This window comes from Brevundimonas sp. (assembly GCF_031412435.1).
Classification (GTDB): domain Bacteria; phylum Pseudomonadota; class Alphaproteobacteria; order Caulobacterales; family Caulobacteraceae; genus Brevundimonas.
In genome coordinates this window covers 46,721-65,976 of record NZ_JANODA010000078.1, presented here as the reverse complement: position 1 = coordinate 65,976, position 19,256 = coordinate 46,721, and the positions used below count along the sequence as shown (strand labels likewise).

The 19,256-nt window shown below is 67.8% G+C and carries 14 protein-coding genes; 11 read left to right on the top strand and 3 right to left on the bottom strand.

What is annotated here, in order from left to right; all coding sequences use genetic code 11:
* Positions 1-10: 10 nt before the first annotated feature.
* Complete coding sequence (locus tag RMO01_RS14965) at positions 11-1,633, bottom strand: family 43 glycosylhydrolase (RefSeq protein WP_309629861.1); 1,623 nt, start codon at positions 1,631-1,633, stop codon at positions 11-13.
* Between the two features lie 195 nt (positions 1,634-1,828).
* Entirely contained in the window at positions 1,829-3,424 is a 1,596-nt protein-coding gene (locus RMO01_RS14960) for a pectate lyase (RefSeq protein WP_309629860.1), read from the bottom strand.
* A 115-nt stretch (positions 3,425-3,539) separates the two neighbouring features.
* Between RMO01_RS14960 and RMO01_RS14955 the strand changes: the two genes are divergently transcribed.
* From RMO01_RS14955 to RMO01_RS14910, 10 genes are all read left to right on the top strand, one after another.
* On the top strand, positions 3,540-6,551 hold the full coding sequence (locus tag RMO01_RS14955) for a DUF6298 domain-containing protein (RefSeq protein ID WP_309629859.1): 3,012 nt from the start codon (positions 3,540-3,542) through the stop codon (positions 6,549-6,551).
* Positions 6,552-6,626: 75 nt separating this feature from the next.
* Entirely contained in the window at positions 6,627-7,631 is a 1,005-nt protein-coding gene (locus tag RMO01_RS14950) for a LacI family DNA-binding transcriptional regulator (protein ID WP_309629858.1), read from the top strand.
* A gap of 64 nt (positions 7,632-7,695) precedes the next feature.
* The gene (locus tag RMO01_RS14945; protein WP_309629857.1) at positions 7,696-8,826 is read left to right on the top strand and encodes a fumarylacetoacetate hydrolase family protein; all 1,131 of its coding nucleotides are present in this window, start codon (positions 7,696-7,698) and stop codon (positions 8,824-8,826) included.
* On the top strand, positions 8,823-9,581 hold the full coding sequence (locus RMO01_RS14940) for an SDR family oxidoreductase (RefSeq protein WP_309629856.1): 759 nt from the start codon (positions 8,823-8,825) through the stop codon (positions 9,579-9,581). The genes RMO01_RS14945 and RMO01_RS14940 overlap by 4 nt, the downstream gene beginning before the upstream one ends.
* Before the next feature lie 50 nt (positions 9,582-9,631).
* Complete coding sequence (locus RMO01_RS14935; RefSeq protein WP_309629855.1) at positions 9,632-11,065, top strand: sugar porter family MFS transporter; 1,434 nt, start codon at positions 9,632-9,634, stop codon at positions 11,063-11,065.
* Positions 11,066-11,126: 61 nt separating this feature from the next.
* Entirely contained in the window at positions 11,127-12,569 is a 1,443-nt protein-coding gene (locus RMO01_RS14930) for an aldehyde dehydrogenase family protein (RefSeq protein ID WP_309629854.1), read from the top strand.
* Positions 12,570-12,572: 3 nt separating this feature from the next.
* Positions 12,573-13,427: an SMP-30/gluconolactonase/LRE family protein gene (locus tag RMO01_RS14925; RefSeq protein ID WP_309629853.1), complete on the top strand. Its 855-nt coding sequence runs from the start codon at positions 12,573-12,575 to the stop codon at positions 13,425-13,427.
* A complete protein-coding gene (locus RMO01_RS14920) occupies positions 13,424-14,308 on the top strand; it encodes an aldose 1-epimerase (protein ID WP_309629852.1) in 885 nt (294 codons plus the stop codon). Before RMO01_RS14925 ends, RMO01_RS14920 begins: the two co-directional genes overlap by 4 nt.
* Entirely contained in the window at positions 14,305-15,363 is a 1,059-nt protein-coding gene (pelA, locus tag RMO01_RS14915) for a pectate lyase (RefSeq protein ID WP_309629851.1), read from the top strand. Before RMO01_RS14920 ends, pelA begins: the two co-directional genes overlap by 4 nt.
* 33 nt (positions 15,364-15,396) lie before the next feature.
* Positions 15,397-16,275 carry a rhamnogalacturonan acetylesterase gene (locus RMO01_RS14910; protein WP_309629850.1) on the top strand — a complete coding sequence of 293 codons (879 nt, stop codon included), beginning with the start codon at positions 15,397-15,399 and terminating at the stop codon, positions 16,273-16,275.
* A 7-nt stretch (positions 16,276-16,282) separates the two neighbouring features.
* Here RMO01_RS14910 and RMO01_RS14905 read toward each other — a convergent pair whose 3' ends face one another.
* Positions 16,283-17,038, bottom strand: a complete 756-nt coding sequence (locus RMO01_RS14905; RefSeq protein ID WP_309629849.1) for a FadR/GntR family transcriptional regulator — start codon at positions 17,036-17,038, stop codon at positions 16,283-16,285.
* A gap of 184 nt (positions 17,039-17,222) precedes the next feature.
* Between RMO01_RS14905 and RMO01_RS14900 the strand changes: the two genes are divergently transcribed.
* Entirely contained in the window at positions 17,223-19,019 is a 1,797-nt protein-coding gene (locus tag RMO01_RS14900; RefSeq protein WP_309629848.1) for an IlvD/Edd family dehydratase, read from the top strand.
* The last annotated feature ends 237 nt before the right edge of the window (positions 19,020-19,256 follow it).

Sequence of the window (19,256 nt, the reverse complement as noted above, 5' to 3'; positions counted from 1 at the left end):
TGAACAGAAGTCACAGAGCCCGATAGCGGAAATTCCGGAACCGCGCCTCTCCTTCCCCGGCCGCATAGATGGCGGGCCGCAGCATCATGAAGCCGCCACGGACGTTTTGATTGTAGCCGGAGACCTCCATGCCGCGGTCGAACCGTTTCCAGGTCACCCCGTCGCTGGAGGTGTCGAAGTAGACGTTCTGGAAGGCGTTGGTCAGCCGCAGGTGCATCTTCGACCCATAGGCATGGTCCGGGCGCCCGCGTTCGATGCCGTACTGGTGGGTCACGAACTTCGCCGGGTCGAAGCCGAGACCCGCATAGAGCTGCCGGTCGTAGAACAGGATGATCCCGGCCACCGCGCCCGGATCGATCTCGATCTCGCATTCCAGCACATAGCCCTGATCGCCCTGCACGAAGGTCAGCGGTGAGCAGTTGCTGGGCGCCGTCCCCTTGGTCCGCATGTGCAGGACGCCGTCCTCGCGGCGTAGCCGCTCCTTCTCGTTCGGTTGCGGGTCGTAGAAGCTCCACTGGATGCCGAACTTGTCGGTGGAGAAGTCGTCGGACAGCGCCATGCCGTGCGGCACCGCCTCCCCGCCCGCGGGGATCGGCAAAGGCGTGGCCAGGTCGCCGCCCTTCGCCCGGAACCATCCGTCGTCCGTCCACTCGATCGGATCCAGCAGGGTCTGCCGGCCGAGGCTCCAGTAGGCGTTCTCATAGCCGTGGTAGACCATGTACCAGTCACCGGCCGGGCCCTCGACCAGCGTTGCGTGGCCCCGCGACCACCACTTCTCGGCTCCGGACACCGTGCGCACGATCGGATTGTGCGGGCAGTTCTCCCACGGGCCGTGGATCGAACGCGAGCGAGCCGCGATGACCATGTGGCCGGTCGGCGGACCCGCGGTGCCGCCCACGGCGGTGATCATGTAGAAATACGCGCCCCGCTTCATCAGCTTCGGACCTTCCGGCGCGAAGCCCTCCACGATCCAGTCGGACGGATAGCGCCACGGGTCGTAGACGTGCTCCAGCTCGCCGTCGGTCGCCAGGCCGTCGTCGGTCAGCTTCACCCGGTCGCCGCCGCTCATGAACAGATAGCGCTTGCCGTCCTCGCCGACGATATGGCCGGGGTCGATGCGGTTCGGCAGCTTCAGGTCAATCGGCTCGGACCATGGCCCTTCGATCTTGTCGGCCCAGATGACGTAGCTGGATCGATAGTCCGGGAAGCGCGCGGGGATATAGACGTAGAATCGGTCGCCGTGCTTGCAGAGCTCGGGCGCCCATACGGAGCCGATATTGGTCGTCAGGGCCGCGACCACCGGCTGCCAGTTCACCAGATCCTTTGAATGCCAGATGTGGATTCCCGGCACGGATTCGAAGGACGAGAAGGTCATGTAGTAGTCGTCGCCGTCCTTCAGGATCGACGGATCGGGGTGATCGCCCGACATGATCGGGTTCAGGAAGGTCCCGTCGCCCAGGTCGGCCTTGCGCTGGTTCTCGATGCCCCGCGCCCAGCGCATGTGCGCCCACTCGCGCCCCAGCGGGGCAGCTTCCTCATTGGTCTGGGCCAGGACGGACCGGCCCGGCAGGGCAGCGAGCGCGACCCCGCCCAAGAGGCTCGACAGGGCAGCGCGGCGGTGAAGAGATTGCATGATGGGGCTCGACTGATGGGGGCGAAAACTAGCGGATGAAGGGGTCCACGGTCTGGATCGCGCCGTCCGGGTTGTGGACGACATCGACGACCTTGGCGCTGCGGAAGTTGTTGCGATTGGACAACTGGGTATCGTGATGGAAAAGCCGCCACCGGCCATCGAGCCTGACGGTCGACGGATGCCTGGCCCAGCCCCTCATGCCGCCGCGCCGCGCAAATAGGCGATCAGCCGGCTCATGTTGTTGATGTAGGCGCCCGTTGAAATCCCCAACGGTCCCGAGGCGAGGGTGAAGGGCGAGGTATCCCACTCATCCCCGACCTGGCCCGGATCGACGAAGCCGGGTGGCGGCTCCGCCGGGCCTGGGCCGCGATAGGGGTGACTGGTCGCCCGCAGTTCCTGCGGCCAGTAGCCCTCGTCGTTCAGGGCGGCGATCAGGCCGGTGGCATCCAGGGCCCGCGCCTCGGCCGCGGTCACATTGAGGTCGGACCCGCCGACCGACCGGGTCACCCAATAGTCCGGCATCAGCGACGGGCCGTGCCCGAGCAGCGGAGAGCCTGCAGTGACAACGTCCGGCGCCGTCGCCGAGAGCTGGTCGAACCGCTGGCGCAACCGCGCCGCATCGATGCGCTTCTCCGCCCGTTCGCCGGTCATGTCGTAGTCGCTGTAGAACTCCCCGTTCTGCGCATTGGAGCCCCGACGACGGACGGCGATGAACCGGTTCGTGCCCGGCTCGACATAGCGGAAATGGTTGAGCCCGTTACGATGCGCCTCGACCGGCGCTTCGACCGCAACCAGCCAGTCGAGCCCTTCCGGAATGCGCGCCAGGAACGCCCGGTCTCCCGTCAGCTCGTAGAAGTCCATCATCTTCGACAGGGCCGCCGCTGTCGTATGCGGAGACAGGGCGGTGGGCTCATAGGTGCGGGCGCCGGCGGGCTTGAGGTCGAGGGTGTACTGCAGCGCGAACCCCGGCGACGGCAGCGGCTGTTGAAGCGCGATATAGCAGGCCATCGCCCGCTCGATCGGGTCGCGCACCCGCTCGTCACCCAGCTGCTGCAGAACCAGCAGAAGGAAGGCGATGTTTTCCTCGGCGACATCGTCGTTCAGGGTGATGTGCCCGGTGTAGTCGGGCTGTCCGTGGTTGCGGAACTCGCCTGTCCTCGGCCAACGCTGGGGCCAGCCGCCGACCGGGTACTGGCTGTCGAGGACGAAGCCGATGGTGCGATCAACGGCCGCCCGGAAACGGGCCTCGCCCTTCGCCAGATGCAGCCTGAGCAGGAACCGGCCGCACTCGACGGTGGCGTGATCGTCGAAGGTGGCGTTGCCGTAGTAGTGATGGAATTCCTCCAGCCGCCATCCGTTTCGACCGATGGTCTCGTACCATCGGCGCAGCGAATCCTCGCCGTCGAAGTCGATGATGTAGTTCCACCCGCCGCTCGAATGCTGACCCGCAATCAGGGCGTCGCCGGCACGTTCCGCCGCCTCGTAGTAGAGGTCCTCGCCGGTCACCCGCCAGGCGTCGAGAAAGATCTGGCCCATCGCCGGCGTGCCCGGCGCCTGGGTCCAGATCATGCTGGGCCAGGCCTCCATCTCGCCCCACCGCCGGGACAAGTCAGCCAGATAGGACCAGACATAGCCGCCCCGGGTCGCCACGCGCTCGGTCATGAACCGCGTCGCCCGATGCATGGTGGACAGCACCCGGTCACGATCAGCAGCCGGACGCGCCCAGCCGCCGAGCACGCCCGCCAGGGGCAGGGCCGAGGTGCGAGCCATCCAGCCGCGCCGTGTCAACATCGAGATCATTCCTCCGGCCTTGGCACGCCGCTCTGCGTCGGCTCTGGATCGGGCATGGCCCGTCGGTCAGGGATGATATAATAATACTTTTCAGCCGAAATCTAGGGAGGACGATGTGAGGCTTTGGGGATGGATCACACTGTCGGTCGGCCTGGCCGCGTCGAGCGCGACGGCGCAATCGGTCGACCCCCTCTCGGCCTGGCGCGCGCCCGCCATCGACTTTTCCCACGCCGGCTATCGGGGCGGAGGCCAACCCCTGCCCCACGCGCCCGCGACGGTTCTCGTCACTCCAGGCCCTGGCGACGACACGGCCCGGATCATGGCGGCCGTGCGCGCGGTCGAGCGTCGCGCCGCCGATGCCGACGGGCGACGGGGGGTCGTCCAACTGGCTGCGGGCGAGTTCGAGATCGACGGTCAGATCCGGCTGTCCGTCGGCGGGGTCGTCCTGCGCGGGGCGGGCAGCGACGAGGACGGCAGCAGGCTGATCGCGACAGGCGTGGACCGACGGGCCCTGCTCCGGATCGATCCGCGGACGCGCGAATCGCCCGTCGCGGGACCGGCGCGATTGGTGTCGCGCGCCGTTCCGGCAGGCGCCCGCCTGCTGCCGCTGAGCGATGTCGAGGGACTGAAGATCGGCGACCCCGTCGTTATCCGGCGGCCGAGCACAGCGGCGTGGATCGCGACCCTGGGCATGAACGCCTTCGTCGGCTGGCGGCCGGATTCGCGTCTGAACTGGGCGCCCGGCTCCCGCGACGTCGTCTGGGACCGCACAATCGTCGCCATTGACGGCGACACCGTCACGCTCGACGCCCCCCTGAGCATGGCGGTCGGCGGGCCGGATGACGAAGCGATCCTGTCCGAAGGAACGTCCGTCGTTCGTCTGCGTGAGGCCGGCGTAGAGCACCTGCGCCTGATCTCGATCTCTGATCCCAACCGAGCGGCGGACGAGGACCACAGCTGGTTCGGCATCGCCATCGACGCGGCCGAGGACAGCTGGGTGCGGGACGTCGCGGCCGTGGGCTTCGTCAGTTCGGTGGTCGATCTGGGCGCCACCACCCGGCGGATTACGGTCCAGGACGTCTCAGCCTCCGAGCCCGTGTCGGAACTCGGCGGGCTTCGCCGCCGCGTCTTCTATTCGGCGGGACAGCAGACCTTGTTCGTCCGATGCCGCAGCCGGGACGGCATCCACGACTTCGGCCTCGGTCACACTGCGGCCGGTCCCAATGTCTTCCTCGACTGTCTGTCGGAGGACGCCAACGGCGACAGCGGTACGCTGGAGAGCTGGGCCTCGGGCGCGCTGTTCGACAGCGTCAAGGTGCGCGGAAATGCGCTGAACCTGACCCACCGTGGCCGTGACGGTCAGGGCGTCGGCTGGTCCGCCGCCAATTCGGTCCTGTGGAACTGCGAGGCCACAGACGTCGAGGTTCGCAACCCGCCGGGCGCGCCCAATGCGGCGATCGGCTGTCGTGGAGAACTGACGGGTGACGGCGCGCTGGAAGATCCTCGCGTCCAGCCCGGCCGGGACTTCCATCGGGCCCAGCCCCAGACCCCGGCCAGCCTCTATCGCGCCCAGCTCGAGGCCCGGCTGGGACCTTCGGCGCTGGCGGCCCTCGATCCGTCACCCGCGCCGCCGCCGCCGGACTCCACGCCGATGGTCTCCGAAGCGGACATGGCGGCGTATCGCGCGGAGGTGATGGGGTCGGATGACCGCCGCCCCCTTGACCTGATCGATGGTCGGTTCGTGATCGACGGCCAGCCCGCCCTGCGTCGCCGCATCGGCTTTTCGTTCTTCCAGGCCCAGATGGTTCCGGCTTCGGCGCCCGCCTTTGGTCCCGCCATCACCCGGTTCGCCCCCGGACTGGAGGGTGTCGGGCTGACCGACGACCTCGGCCAGTTGGCGAACAGCCTGACGACCGGAGACTATGTCGTGCACAACTATGGGCTCTGGTACGACCGGCGTCGCGTTGACCACGACTTCTACGGATCGCCCAACCACCGGACGGGCGAGGTCTGGGGGCCCTTCCTTGAGATGCCATGGGCGCGCAGCGGAGAGGGACGCGCCTGGGACGGGCTCAGCAAATACGACCTGACCCGCTTCAATCCGTGGTTCTTCGATCGCCTGGCGACCTTCGCGACCCTGGCCGAACAGCGCGGTGTGGTCCTCTATCACAAGCTCTATCTGCAGCACTGGCTGCTGGAGAGTCGCTCCCACTACGTCGATTTCGCCTGGCGGCCGGTCAACGCGCTTCAGCCGACAGGCTTGCCCGACGAGGTCCCGGCGGCGGAAACCTTCTGGGATGTCTCCGATCCAGTCAGGCGTAACCTGCACCGGCTCTATATCCGCCACACGCTCGACGCCCTGAAGGGCCGCAGCAATGTGATCTACGGCCTTGATCCAGAGTACACCGGCCCCCTCGCCTTCGTGCAGTTCTGGCTCGACACGATCGCGGAATGGGAGACCGAGAACGACCGGTCGGTCTGGGTCGCGCTCGAAGTTCCCAAGGCCGTGATGGACGCGGTTCTCGACGATCCGGTGCGATCGCGCACCATCGACGCGATCGGCTTCCATCACTGGGTCTATCGACCCGACGGCGCCCTGTTCGCCGTCCAGGGCGGCGTCAACAAGGCTCCGCGCGAACAGGTGGACGCCATCGCCAGTCCAGCAGAACTGGCGAACGCTGCCGATCCCGCCGCCGTCCGTCGCGCGCTGTGGCAATCGACCCCCGCCATGCGCTACCGGGCCTGGCGCGAATACCGCGACCGCGATCCTCAGCTCGCGATCATCGGTGTCGAGGACGTTTTCCCGGAGTTGAGCCGGGCGATCGAGACCGCCGCGCCCGTCGATCTCCGTCGGTTGCTGCGGGCGGATCCGCAAGTGCTTCAATCGAACGCGAACGCCTGGGCGCTCTCGAACCCCGACGGCGACCTCGTGATCTACAGCATGGACGGCGGGGATATCGTGCTCGACCAGCCTTTGGAGGGGGCGATGACCCTGCGGTGGATCGGCGACGGCGTTGCGGGCACAACGACGGAAATGCCCGCCGGAGCCACGGTGCTCCGCGCACCCTCTGGCTCAGCGGGGCAGCCCCGGGTCGCACTTCTGACCTCCGGCGGCGGAGGAACCTGAACGCGTCCACGGCTTGACGCGGGTCGCGGTTTACAGCGACTTCGCGCGGACCACCGCAGGGCGCAGGGATTCCGGATGAACGAGGACGGCCGCAAACCGACCATCGGCGACGTGGCCCGGCTGGCGGGCGTCTCGCCGATGACCGTGTCGCGGGTCATCAACGACAGCGAACGGGTGCGACCCGAGACGCGGGCGAAGGTCGAGGTCGTCATCGCGCAGATCGGCTATGCGCCCGATCCGGCCGCACGCATCCTGGCCCGCGCGGGCGCCGGACGGATCGGACTGCTCTACGCCAACCCCAGCAACGCCTATCTGGCCGAGGTTCTGGCCGGCGCCCTGTCCGGCGCTCGCGCAGCGGGCTTGCTGCTCATGATCGAACCGTCGCAGGCCGGCGACCCGGCGGCGGAACGTCTGGCCGTGTCGCGCCTCGCGGCCGGGGGCGCGCAAGGATTGATCGTCCCGCCGCCGCTGGGCGAGTCGACCGCGACGCTGGACGCCATCGCCCGGGCCGGCCTGCGCGCCGTGGTCCTGGCCGCCCCAGGCCGAAGCGCGGACGTGGTCAGCCTGCGCGTCGATGACGAGGCCGCCGCCCGCGAGATGGTGGAACATCTGATTGCGCTCGGACACAGGCGCATCGGCTTCATCGAGGGTCGGGGCGATCAAAGCGCGAGCGCGGAACGCCGCCGGGGTGCGGAACAGGCAGTTGCCGCGACGCCCGACGCCAGCCTGACCGTCGCCGCCGGAGACTTCACCTATCGATCCGGGCTGGAAGCGGCGCGGCATCTGCTGACTCAAACGCCTCGTCCGTCCGCCATCTTCGCCAGCAACGACGACATGGCCTCCGGGGCCCTCGCGGCCGTCCACGGGGCGGGACTGGACGCGCCGGGCGATATCTCGATCGCCGGTTTCGACGACACCTATATCGCGGCCAACTCCTGGCCCACGCTCACCACGATCCGCCAACCCGCCGCCGACATGGCCCACGAGGCCGCGATCCGCCTGGCCCGACCCGGGGAACCGCCGGAACCCGCGCCGCATCGCCTGATCGTGCGCGACAGCACCGGGCCCGCGCCCGGTTGACTCCAGCCGCTCGGCTGGTGATGGTAGCGCTACCACGTCGCAAAGAACGTGGACGGAGGCGCGCTTGAGATTGATCGACGACATGCCTGTGGACTGGCGCGAGGGGACCTTTCTCGGTCGGCTCCTGCTCGTCGAGGGGCCGACCCCGGTGCTCGTCCGACGGGGCGAGGTCATCGACATCTCGAAGAGCGCTCCGACCACGGCCCACGCCATCGCCGGCGGCGGCCCGTGCCGGCTGGACGGCGCAGGCCTGGGAGACCTCGAAGACCTGGACCTGCACGAGGCATCGACGACACCCCGCCTGCTCTCGCCGCTCGACCTTCAGTGCGTGAAGGCGTCTGGCGTGACGTTCGCGGTATCCGCCGTCGAACGGGTGATCGAGGAGCGGGCGCGCGGCGATGCAGGCGCGGCCCAGACCATCCGCAAGGGACTAGCCGAGCGCGTCGGCGCCGACCTTTCCGCAGTCAGGCCGGGCTCGACGGAGGCCGAAGCGCTGAAGGTCGTCCTGATCGAGGAAGGCCTCTGGTCGCAGTACCTCGAAGTCGCCATCGGCAAGGACGCTGAAATCTTCACCAAGGCGCCCGTTCTGGCCTCGGTCGGCTGGGGGGACCTCGTCGGCGTCCGGGCCGACAGCGCCTGGAACAATCCCGAGCCCGAGGTCGTGCTCGTCTGCGATCCGGCCGGCCGCGTCGCCGGTGCAGCCCTCGGCAACGACGTCAATCTGCGGGACATCGAGGGGCGGTCCGCGCTCCTCCTCGGCAAGGCCAAGGACAATAACGCCTCGGCGGCGGTCGGACCCTGGATCCGTCTGTTGGACCCGACCTTCGGCATCGACGATGTCCGAGACGCCGTCATCTCGCTGAAGGTCGTCGGCGCGGACGGGTTCGAGATGTCGGGACAATCGTCGATGCGGCTGATCAGCCGCGATCCGCTTGAGCTCGTCGCCCAGACCCTGTCGCCCGCACACCAGTATCCGGACGGCTTCGCCCTCTATCTCGGCACCATGTTCGCGCCAATCGACGACCGTGATGCGCCCGGACAGGGGTTCACCCACAAGGTCGGCGACGAAGTCTGCGTGTCATCTCCCAAGCTCGGCGTGCTTCGAAACCGGGTCACGACCTGCGAGGCCGCGCCGCCCTGGACGTTCGGCATCACCGGCCTGATGTCCAATCTGGCAAAGCGAGGCCTGCTGTGAGCGGCGCCGTCTATCCTTCGCTCCGGAACCGCCTCGTCGTCGTCACGGGCGGAGGCACGGGCATCGGCGCGGCCCTGACCGAAGGATTCGCCCGGCAGGGAGCGCGCGTCGTGTTCCTCGACGTCGCGGAAGAGGCGTCGAAGGCGCTCGCGGCCGATCTTTCGACCTGCACGCCGCCGCCGGTCTTCAAGCCGTGCGATCTGCTGGAGCTGGACGGTCTCCGCGACACCCTGGCGAGCATCGTCGCCGAACACGGCGCCATCGATGTGCTGGTCAACAATGCCGCCAACGACGATCGCCATACGCTGGCCGAGGTCACGCCCGCCTATTGGGACGACCGTATCGGCGTGAACCTGCGCCACCTCTATTTCGCCGCCCAGGCCGCCGCGCCGGGCATGCGGGAGCGCGGACGCGGCGTGATCCTCAACCTCGGCTCGATCAGCTGGCATCTCGGCCTGCCTGACCTGTCGATCTACGAGACCGCCAAGGCCGGCATCGAAGGCATGACCCGGGCCCTGGCGCGCGAACTCGGCGTCGACGGCATTCGCGTGAGCTGCATCGTGCCGGGCAATGTCAAAACGCCGCGCCAGATGAAATGGTACACGCCCGAGGGAGAGGCCGAGATCGTCGCAGCCCAGTGCCTGAAGGGTCGGATCGAGCCGTCGGACGTCGCCGCCCTGGCCCTGTTCCTGGCCTCGGACGACGCGCGGTTCATCACGGGACACGAGTATTTCGTGGACGCCGGCTGGCGCTAGCCGGTCGCCACGACAACGGGCCGTCAGAGCCCATCGGAGGAGGAAAGAGAATGGCAGGACCGACCGGGGGCTCGGGCCCCGACATCGCCGGGGCCGACCAGGTCAACATGGCCTTCATCGCCCTGATCGTGGCGGTGGCGACTATCGGCGGCTTCATGTTCGGCTACGATTCAGGCGTCATCAACGGCACCCAGGACGGACTGGAGAGCGCGTTCAACCTGTCGGCCCTGGGCACCGGCTTCAACGTCGGCGCCATCCTTCTGGGCTGTGCGGTCGGCGCCTTCATCGCGGGTCGTCTGGCCGATCTGATCGGCCGCAAGACGGTCATGCTGATCGCCGCAGCCCTGTTCATCGTCAGCGCCCTCTGGGCGGGTGCGGCTGACTCCTCCGCCCACTTCATCATCGCCCGTTTCATCGGCGGTCTGGGCGTCGGCGCGGCCAGCGTCCTGACGCCCGCCTATATCTCCGAGGTCACGCCGGCCTCGATGCGCGGGCGGCTGTCCAGCGTGCAGCAGATCATGATCATCACCGGCCTGACCGGCGCCTTCGTCGCCAACTATGCCCTGGCCGCGACCGCCGGCGGATCGACCGCCGAGTTCTGGCTGGGCTATCCGGCCTGGCGCTGGATGTTCTGGCTGCAGGTGGTCCCCGCCGCGATCTATCTGTTCGCCCTGCTGCTGATCCCCGAGAGCCCCCGATATCTGGTGGTCAAGAACCGCGACGCCCAGGCCCTGGCTGTCCTCACCAAGCTGTTCGGCCCCGAGGCCGGCGCCCGCAAGGTCGCTGAAATCCGGGCCTCGCTCGCGGTCGATCACAAGCCGAGCTTCCGCGATCTCCTGGATCCCGTCACACGCAATGTGCGCCCGATCGTCTGGGCCGGTCTGATCCTGGCTGTGTTCCAGCAACTCGTCGGCATCAACATCGTCTTCTACTACGGTGCGGTGCTGTGGCAGTCGGTGGGCTTCTCCGAAAACGACGCCCTGTTGATCAACATCGGCTCCGGGACCCTGTCGATCCTGGCCTGCCTCGCGGCCATGGCTGTGATCGACAAGATCGGGCGCAAGCCCCTTCTGCTGATCGGCTCGGCCGGGATGTTCGTCACCCTGGCGGTCGTCGCCTGGTGTTTCTCGCAGGCCCAGTCGGTCGACGGGGCAGTCACCCTGCCCGACCAGGTCGGGTTGATCGCCCTGATTGCAGCCAACGCCTATGTCGTGTTCTTCAACCTCAGCTGGGGCCCGGTCATGTGGGTCATGCTGGGAGAGATGTTCCCCAACCAGATGCGCGGTTCGGCGCTGGCGGTGGCGGGCTTCGCCCAGTGGATCGCCAACTTCGCCATCTCGGTCAGCTTCCCGGCCATGGCCGCAGGATTCGGCCTCCCGGCCACCTACGGCTTCTATGCCGCCAGCGCCCTGGTGTCCTACTTCCTCGTCCAGGCCTGGGTGAAGGAGACCCGGGGCCGCGAGCTGGAAGACATGACCGGCTGACCTTTCACCTTCCCCGGCGACGCTCCCCCGTCGCCGGGAACTTGTTTCACAGGACCTGACCATGACCGACACCCTGAACCTCAGTCATCTGATCGACGGCGAGCGCGCGGACGTCGCCCGGCCGACGGAGAGCCTCAACCCTTCGAACACGGCCGAGGTGGTGGCCCGCACGCCGGACGGCGGTCAAGCCGAGGTGAACGCCGCCGTCGCCGCCGCGAAGGCCGCTTTCCCTGCGTGGTCCGAAGCGTCGCCCGAGGTCCGCTCGGACGTGCTGGATCGGGCGGGGACGCTGGTCATGGAGCGCCGCGAACAGCTGGGTCGACTGCTCTCGCGCGAAGAGGGCAAGACCCTGCCCGAAGGCATCGGTGAAACCGTCCGCGCCGGCCGCATCCTCAAGTATTTCGCCGGCGAGGCCCTGCGTCGCCACGGCCAGAATCTCGACAGCGTGCGCCCCGGCGTCGAGATCCAGACCTATCGTCAGGCGGTCGGCGTCTATGGCCTGATCACGCCCTGGAACTTCCCCATCGCCATCCCGGCGTGGAAGGCCGCGCCGGCCCTGGCGTTCGGCAACACCGTGGTGATGAAGCCCGCCGGTCCCACCCCGGCCACGGCCTCTGCCCTGGCGGACATCCTGGTCGAAGCCGGTCTGCCCAAGGGGGTGTTCAACCTGGTCATCGGTCGCGGCGGCGTAGGCCAGGCGATCGTCGATCACCCCGACGTCGACGGCCTGTCGTTCACCGGCTCGCAGAGCGTCGGCTCCGGCGTGGCCCTCGGCGCCATCAAGCGTCAGGCCCGGGTCCAGCTCGAGATGGGCGGCAAGAACCCGCTGATCGTCCTGGACGACGCCGATCTGGAGCGCGCGGTCATGGTGGCGCTCGACGGTTCCTTCTTCGCCACTGGCCAGCGTTGCACCGCCTCCAGCCGCCTGATTGTCACCGACGCCATCCATGACCGGTTCGTCGCCCTGCTGGCCGAGAAGGTCGCGGCCCTTCGCGTCGGCGACGCCCTCGATCCGAACACCCAGATGGGACCCGCGGTCTCCGAAGCCCAGATGGAGACCAGCTACAGGTACATCGACATCGCCCGCGAGGCCGGCGGCCGGATCGCCACCGGAGGCGAGCGTCTGAACCTCGACACCCCCGGCTGGTATGTACAGCCGACCCTGATCGCCGACACCGATCCGTCCATGCGCATCAACACCGAGGAGGTGTTCGGCCCGGTCGCCTCGACCATCCGCGTCAAGGACTATGAGGAGGCCCTGGCCGTCGCCAACTCCACCGAGTTCGGTCTGTCGGCCGGCATCGTGACCACCAGCCTCAAGCACGCCCGCGACTTCCAGCGCCGCGCCCGCGCCGGCATGACCATGGTCAACCTGGCCACCGCAGGGGTCGACTACCATGTCCCGTTCGGCGGCTCGAAATCCTCCAGCTACGGCGCGCGGGAACAAGGCTTCGCCGCGGTCGAGTTCTACACCCAGACCAAAACAGCCTACTCCTGGAGCTGACCGATGTCGGAGCCGGAACTGGTCTGGGATGTTCGGGCGGAACTGGGCGAAGGCCCGGTGTGGGACGCCCATCGCCGGGCCGTCTGGTTCGTCGACATCAAGGGCCGCAAACTGCACCGCTACGGCGTCGATGACGGCGCCAGGGCGTCGTGGGACGCACCGGACCAGATCGGTTTCGCCCTGCCCGCCGAGGACGGGTCACTGGTCTGCGGCGTCCGCGGCGGCCTGCGCCGGTTCGATCCGGAGAGCGGCGCTTTCGCCCTGCTGCTCCCCGTGGAAGAGGAGCGTCCGCAGAACCGGCTGAACGACGGTTTTGTCGCGCCGGATGGATCCCTGTGGTTCGGGTCGATGGACGACAGCGAGACGGTGCGGTCCGGCGCCCTCTACCGTTTCCATCAGGGCGAGTTGACCCGCCACGACGACGGCTATCTGGTCACCAACGGCCCGGCGATGAGCTCCGACGGCCGGACGCTCTACCACAACGACACCGTCGGGCGTCGTGTCTTCGCCTTCGATCACGCGGGCGGGGTCCTGACCAACAAGCGGATTTTCGCGGAGACGGCTGACGGATTCGCCGATGGCCCCAGCGTCGATTCCGAAGGGGTGCTCCACGTGGCCCTGTTCAACGGCTGGGGGGTGGCTCGGTTTTCCCCTGAAGGCGAGCGGATCGGAACGATCCGCTTCCCCGTCCAGACCGTGACCAAGGCGGCGTTCGGCGGCGACGATCTGCGGGACCTCTATTGCACCACCGCCTGGCTCAACAACGCCGACAAACGAGCCGTTCAGCCGACGCTCGGAGGCCTGTTCCGCGTCCGTGTCGAGACCCCCGGCCTGCCGCAATACCGGGTGCGGCTGTGATCGAACTCGCGCACGGCGACTGGACCTTGGCGCTGCGGCCGGAACTCGGCTCCTCGGTGACCCGGCTGGTCTGGCGGGGTCGCGACATCCTGCGACCCGCCCCGGTTGACGCGACCCATCCGCTGGAGACAGCGAGCTTTCCGCTCGTCCCCTATGCGAACCGCATTGATCGCGGCGCCTTCCGGTTCGCGGACCGTGAGATCAGCCTGCCCGCAACGTCGGGCTTCGAACCCCATGCCCTGCACGGCCTAGGCTGGTTGCAGCCCTGGTCGGTGCTGAGCACCGACCTCGACTTCGTCGATCTCGCAACCGATGCCAAGGCCGGCGCCGACTGGCCCTGGGCCTGGACGGCAGCCCATCGACTGCAGCTCGACGACGACGGTCTGGAAGCGACCCTGTCCATCACCAACAAGGACGAGACCCCGATGCCCGCCGGCCTGGGTCTGCATCCCTATTTCGTGGCGACAGACCAGACGATCATGACCCTTTCGGCAGACGAGGTCTGGCTGACCGACCCGAGCGAGATTCCGCGCAAACACTCGACGCCTTCCGCGGTGATTGACTGGGCGGCCGGCATTCCGCTCGCAGGCGCGCCGTTCGTCGACAACGCCTACGGCGGTTGGTCCGGCCCCGCGCGGCTTGAGCATCGCGACCATTTCGTCGAAATGAGCGCTTCGGCCAATGCGCCCTGGGTTCAGGTCTATGCGCCGGGGTCCGGCGGCTTCGTCTGCATCGAGCCGGTCACCCATCGCCCCGACGCCCACAACGCCCCGCGCGGCGAGACGTCGGGCCTCGTCTCCCTGAAGCCCGGCGAGACCCTGTCGATTTCGATGCGGATCACTGCAGCCGCATCAGCGACCACCCAAGGAGAAGATCGATGATCCGCAGCCTTTTCGCGGCCATGACCTTTGCGGTCCTCGCCATGGCGCAGGCCGCCTTCGCGCAGGCGCCGACCTGGAACAGCGAGATCCTGCATCAGGACGCGGCCTGGTACGGCTCGCCCGAAGCCCTCCATCTGGCCGAGACGGTCATTCTGCACCAGTCGCCCGAGGGGGGATGGCCCAAGAACACGAGCCTCGACATTTCGCCGGCCGTCGCCCCCGTCGAGGATGCGGTCAAGAACACCTTCGACAACGAAGCGACGACCCTGCCGATGGCCTTCCTGGCCCGGGTGATCAGCGCAGCAGGCCGGCCTTCGGATCGCGCAGCCTTCGATCGCGGCCTCGACTACGTCCTCGCTGCCCAATATCCGAACGGCGGCTGGCCACAGTTCTACCCGCTGCGCGAGGGCTACTACACGCACATCACCTTCAATGACGATGCGATGGTCCGCACACTGACGGTTCTCCGGGATGTGGCCAGAGGGGCCGAGCCCTACGCCTTCGTCGATGCCGCACGGCGTGCCCGGGCGAGCGCGGCCGTCGACAAGGGGATCCAGGTCATCCTGGCCACCCAGGTGCGCCAGAACGGCGTCCTGACCGTCTGGTGCGCCCAGCACGACGAACGCACGCTGGAGCCCGCCTGGGCCCGTCGCTATGAGCCCCCTTCCCTGTCGGGCAGCGAGAGCGTCGGCCTCACCCGCTTTCTGATGTCGATTCCGGATCCTTCACTGGAGGTCGTCGAGGCGATCGAGGGCGCGGTCCTATGGTTCCGGTCCAGCGCGATCGAGAACGCACGGATAGAGAATTTCACCGCCGCCGACGGCGCGCCCGACGTCCGCCTCGTCCAGGAAGCCGGAGCGGGCCCAGTGTGGGCCCGGTTCTATGAGCTCGGCTCGAGCCGTCCCATCTTCCTCGGGCGGGAGTCGATCGTCCGCTATGACTTCGCCGAGATCGAACGCGAGCGGCGGACCGGCTATCGCTACTTCGGGACCTGGGCCCAGAGCCTCATCACCGAAGACTACCCCGCCTGGCGTCGACGCAACGGCCGCGCCTGAGGCCGATCAGATCACAGACCGACAGGACCTCCCATGATCGCCTCCCTCGTCTTCGTCCTCGCGCTCCAGGCCGCCGCCCAGACTCCACCGCCCGTCGAGCCGACGCCAGTGCGGCCCATCTCCGCCTCCAAGATCATTCTCGTCGGGGACTCGACCACGGCTGTGATCGGCGGATGGGGACCGAGTTTCTGCGCCGATCACGTCACCTCGTTCGTGGCCTGTGTGAACCTCGCGCGGGGCGGTCGAAGCAGCGGCAGCTATTTCGCGGAAGGCTCCTGGGACCTGGCCTTGGCCGAGATGTCGACGCGCGGTTTCGTGGCCACCTATGTGCTGATCCAATTCGGCCACAACGACCAGCCCGGCAAACCCGGGCGATCCACCGACCTCGCCACAGAGTTCCCGAACAACCTCCGCCGCTATGTCGCCGAGACGCGCGAACGCGGGGCCATTCCCGTCCTGCTGACGCCGCTGACCCGGCGGCAGTTCGTCGACGGTCGGGTGCAGAACGACCTCGAACCCTGGGCCGAGACGATCCGTGCGATAGCGGCGGAGACCGGAACCCCGCTGGTCGATCTCAACGCCTCCAGCGTCGCGGCTGTCCAGGCGATGGGACCGGCGATGGCCGCGCGGTTCGCCCAGGCCGCGCCCTCGGCGGAGGTTTCCACGGCGCTTCTGACCGGCACGACCATCCCGGCCGCGACAGGCGTCCCCCTGACCGTCCTCCCGACGGCTCCCGCGACCACGCCAACCACGTCCCAGGCGCAGAACGCCGCCATCGAGCCGGTCGGTCAGGCGCGGACCTCGTTCGACTACACCCACCTCGGGCGAACCGGCGCCGACTTCTTCGCGGCGATGGTCACCCGCGACCTGATGATCGCCGTCCCTGAATTGCGGCGCGGTCTGGTGCCCTGAACGCGTATCAGCCCGCGTGCTTCTCGGCCTCGACGCGCTGATATCCGGCGTCGATCACCGCGACCATGGCGGCGGCCGCGGCGGCGGGGTCGCGCGCTTCGATGCAGTCGACGATCCGTTCGTGCGCATCCACCGTCTCCCTGTGGAGCGCCTCGCTCCGGGTCGGCGGGCTGAGGGTGAAGGCTTCCAGCAGCGCCGTCTCGATGACGCTGGCCAGAGACCGCATCATGGGATTCTGCGACGCCACCGCGATCCACAGATGCAGTTCCAGATCCGCGCGGGCGAAGTCGTACTCAGAGTGCTGTTCCCGACGCATGGCCTCGATCGCCTCGCGCATCTGCGCAAGATCGTCGGCGCTCCGATGCTCGGCCGCGAGGGCAGCCGCCGCAGGTTCGAGCGCGCGACGCACCTCGGCCAGATGACGGCGGAAGGCTGCGTCCATCCCGTTGCCGACCTGCCAGGCCAGGACTTCCGTATCGAAGAAGTTCCAGCGCATCGGGTCGGTCACCTTGGTCCCGACCCGCGTCTTGACGATCAGGAAGCCCTTGGCGGCCAGCGTCTTCAGGGCCTCGCGCAGCGCAGTCCGGGACACGCCGAACCGCTCCAGCAGTTCGGCTTCGTTGGGAATCTTGGATCCGGGCTCGATACGTCCGCTCAGGATGTCCTGGCCGAGCGAGCGGACGATCTGGTCGTGGCTTGAGACAGTCTGGCGAACGCCTCGACTGGCGAGAGCATAGCCCATGGTCTTCTGCGGCCCCTGCATAGTCCCGCTCTATACGCTCCGCGCGAATCCGCAAGGCGACTGGCGCCCGTCAAAATCCGTCGCCTGGCTAGAGTTTCAATTATATGATGATATGATTCTAAAAGCCGCATCGAGGGCGGCGGGAGGGCGTCTTGATCAAAAGTTTCGTAGCGGGCGCCGCGGCGCGCGCCGGAGTCCAGGTTCGATGACGACGGAAACGCCTCGCCGGCTGCGGTCGCGCGCCTGGTTCGACAATCCCGACAATCCCGACATGACCGCCCTCTATCTGGAGCGTTATCTCAACTATGGGCTGACGCTCGAGGAGCTCCGGTCCGGCAAGCCCATCATCGGCATCGCCCAGACGGGTTCCGATCTCAGCCCCTGCAACCGCCACCACATCGAGCTCGCGAAACGCGTCCGCGAAGGCATTCGCGAGGCCGGCGGCATCGCCATGGAATTTCCCGTTCATCCAATTCAGGAGACGGGCAAACGGCCGACCGCCGGACTCGACCGAAACCTGGCCTATCTGGGCCTGGTCGAACTGCTCTACGGCTACCCGCTCGACGGCGTGGTCCTGACCATTGGCTGCGACAAGACCACGCCCGCCTGTCTGATGGCGGCGGCGACCGTCAACATGCCGGCGATCGCCCTGTCCGTCGGCCCCATGCTCAACGGCTGGCACAGGGGCGAGCGCGTCGGATCGGGCAGCATCATCTGGAAGGCCCGCGAGATGATGGCGGCGGGCGAACTGGACTACGAAGGTTTCATCGACCTGGTCGCAACCTCGGCGCCATCGGTCGGCTACTGCAACACCATGGGCACGGCCTCGACCATGAACACGCTCACGGAAGCGCTGGGCATGTCGCTTCCGGGTTCCGCCTCCATTCCCGCGCCCTACCGCGAACGTCCCCAGGTCGCCTATCAGACCGGCCTGCGGATCGTTGAAATGGTTAAGGCGGACCTGAAGCCCTCCGACGTCCTGACGCGCCATGCGTTCGAGAACGCCATCGTCGTCAACTCCGCGATCGGCGGGTCCACCAACGCTCCCGTGCATCTGACGGCCCTGGCTCGCCATGTCGGCGTCGATCTGCCGCTTCAGGACTGGCAGACCGTCGGGCACAAGGTGCCCCTGCTCGTGAACCTGCAGCCGGCGGGGACCTACCTCGGCGAGGACTTCCATCAAGCCGGAGGCGCGCCCGCCGTGATCGCGGAGCTGATGCGCCATGGCCTGATCCACGAAGGCGCGTTGACAGTCAACGGCCGCACGATCGGCGAGAATTGCGCGGGCGCTGAGATCGTCCTGCCCGACGTTATCCGCACCTTCGAGACGGCCCTCGTCGAGGATGCGGGATTCCTGGTGATGACCGGCAACGTCTTCGAGTCCGCCATCATGAAGACGAGCGTGATCTCGGCGGATTTCCGCCGACGTTATCTCTCCGAGCCCGCCGCACCGGACGTGCTGGACGGGGTCGTGACCGTCTTCGACGGGCCCGAGGACTATCACCGGCGCATCGACGATCCGGACGAGGCGATCACAGTCGAAAGCGTTCTGGTCATGCGCGGCTCGGGTCCGGTCGGACACCCGGGCGCGGCGGAGGTCGTGAACATGCGGCCTCCCGCGTATCTTATCAGACAAGGGATCACCGAACTGCCCTGCGTCGGCGACGGCCGCCAGTCGGGCACCTCGGGCTCGCCCTCGATCCTGCACGCGTCGCCGGAGGCGGCGACGGGCGGCAATATCGCCCTTCTCCGGAACGGCGATAGAATCCGCATCGATCTGGTTCGCGCCCGGGTGGACGTCGACCTCACAGACGAAGAACTGTCCAAACGCCGGCACGCTCTGGAAGACGCCGGAGGCTACAGATATCCGGCCTCCCAGACCCCTTGGCAGGAAATCCAGCGGGGGCTCGTCGGCGAGTTGCAGACCGGGGCCGTGCTCGAAGGCACGACGCGTTTCCACCGGATCGTCGATACGCTCGGGCTGCCCCGCGACAATCACTGAAACGACGCCCGTCCTCGCGGATCAGGCCGGCAGAGCCGCGAGGACGTTGAACAGCTCGCGATCGTCCGGAGGCCTGGCGAGATAGGCGTCAGCGCCGCCTCCGTGGCCGCTCGCAGGTTCTCCGGCGAGACGTTGGCGGCCACCTTGACGATCAGGGTGCAGCGGCCGCCACACGCCTGTTCGAGGTCACGCATGGAGGCTGTCGCGCAGAAGCCGTTGAGCGCCCTCGGCGTCGAT

Bases quoted from the DNA above. Each gene is read 5' to 3' on its own strand.
- RMO01_RS14965 (WP_309629861.1), bottom strand. From the start codon at position 1,633: ATGCAATCTCTTCACCGCCGCGCTGCCCTGTCGAGCCTCTTGGGCGGG.
- RMO01_RS14960 (WP_309629860.1), bottom strand. From the start codon at position 3,424: ATGTTGACACGGCGCGGCTGGATGGCTCGCACCTCGGCCCTGCCCCTG.
- RMO01_RS14950 (WP_309629858.1), top strand. From the start codon at position 6,627: ATGAACGAGGACGGCCGCAAACCGACCATCGGCGACGTGGCCCGGCTG.
- RMO01_RS14935 (WP_309629855.1), top strand. From the start codon at position 9,632: ATGGCAGGACCGACCGGGGGCTCGGGCCCCGACATCGCCGGGGCCGAC.
- RMO01_RS14930 (WP_309629854.1), top strand. From the start codon at position 11,127: ATGACCGACACCCTGAACCTCAGTCATCTGATCGACGGCGAGCGCGCG.
- RMO01_RS14925 (WP_309629853.1), top strand. From the start codon at position 12,573: ATGTCGGAGCCGGAACTGGTCTGGGATGTTCGGGCGGAACTGGGCGAA.
- pelA (WP_309629851.1), top strand. From the start codon at position 14,305: ATGATCCGCAGCCTTTTCGCGGCCATGACCTTTGCGGTCCTCGCCATG.
- RMO01_RS14910 (WP_309629850.1), top strand. From the start codon at position 15,397: ATGATCGCCTCCCTCGTCTTCGTCCTCGCGCTCCAGGCCGCCGCCCAG.
- RMO01_RS14905 (WP_309629849.1), bottom strand. From the start codon at position 17,038: ATGCAGGGGCCGCAGAAGACCATGGGCTATGCTCTCGCCAGTCGAGGC.
- RMO01_RS14900 (WP_309629848.1), top strand. From the start codon at position 17,223: ATGACGACGGAAACGCCTCGCCGGCTGCGGTCGCGCGCCTGGTTCGAC.